Source organism: Lyngbya sp. CCY1209 (assembly GCF_055795065.1).
Genome location: NZ_JAYFER010000319.1, coordinates 1 through 1233, shown reverse-complemented (window position 1 = coordinate 1233; position 1233 = coordinate 1). Strand labels below are relative to the sequence as shown.

The window sequence follows — 1233 nt, the reverse complement described above, 5'->3', positions numbered from 1 at the left end:
TCAGACGTAAGATGGAGACTTGAGTAGCAATAATGGCGAGGTCTAGTCAAACCAAAGGATTCGGCAAGCCGAAACCAGCGGTCACTAAGAATGTATGGAAGGCAATCAATTGGGCAAAAGTTCAGAGGATGGTCTTCAAGTTGCAAAAACGTATCTATCAAGCGGCTCAATCGGGGCAGGAAGCAAAAGCTAGAAGGTTGCAGAGACTCCTTTTGAAGTCATATTACGCAAGGCTCTTAGCGGTCAGACGAGTGACCCAAGATAACCAAGGCAAGAAGACAGCCGGAGTGGATGGAGTGATAGCACTATCCCCGAAACAAAGGTTTGAACTTGTTAAGGAAATCAAAGGAAACTTCAAAGCCAAACCATTACGGAGAGTCTGGATACCAAAACCCGGACGGGATGAAAAACGCCCTCTGGGAATCCCGACAATTCGAGACAGAGCCAAGCAAGCCGTGGTCAAGATGGCAATGGAACCCTACTGGGAACCTAAATTTGAGGGAACAAGCTATGGGTTTCGACCTGGACGCTCAACCCTCGACGCAGTTGGCAGAATATTTGTTGCGATTAATCAAGGGGAATATTACGTCCTCGATGCCGATATTGCCAAATGCTTTGACCAAATTGACCATGATTACCTACTATCCAAACTTCATTGTCCAACGATCATAAGGCGCAATATCAGACAATGGTTAAAAGCCGGGATCATCGACAATGGTGTATTCGACGATACGGAAGCCGGGACACCTCAAGGAGGGGTAATAAGTCCACTCCTCGCCAACATCGCACTGGATGGAATAGGGAGGCACATTGAAGAACTCTTCCCAAACACAAAGTCAAAGGGAAGACTATCAATACAACGGTCGTCAGATACGCCGATGATTTTGTGGTCATATCACAAAGCCGCGAAATTATTGAACAGTGCAAGATTGTTATTTCTGAATGGTTAAAGCCCATTGGACTCCAACTCAAACCGGAAAAGACAAGAATTTGTCACACACTTCAAGAAATTGAAGTAAAAGGAAAAAGGGTCTCACCCGGTTTCAACTTTCTAGGGTTCAATATCAGGCAATATCCTGCAGGTAAACACGTTTCCGGAAAAAGTGGGGGAAAGGTCAGTAGACTACTAGGCTTCGCAACCCACATCAAACCGGACAAGGAAGCAATCAAAGCCCATACTGAAAAGGTAAAAGAGGTGATTAGGAATCATAAAACAGCACCTCAAGCCGCCCT

1 pseudogene is annotated in these 1233 nt (G+C 45.6%); it reads left to right on the top strand.

The features are described from left to right. Positions 1-32: 32 nt before the first annotated feature. A pseudogene (locus tag AC0QHF_RS09270) lies at positions 33-1233 on the top strand (reverse transcriptase domain-containing protein); the annotation flags it as partial.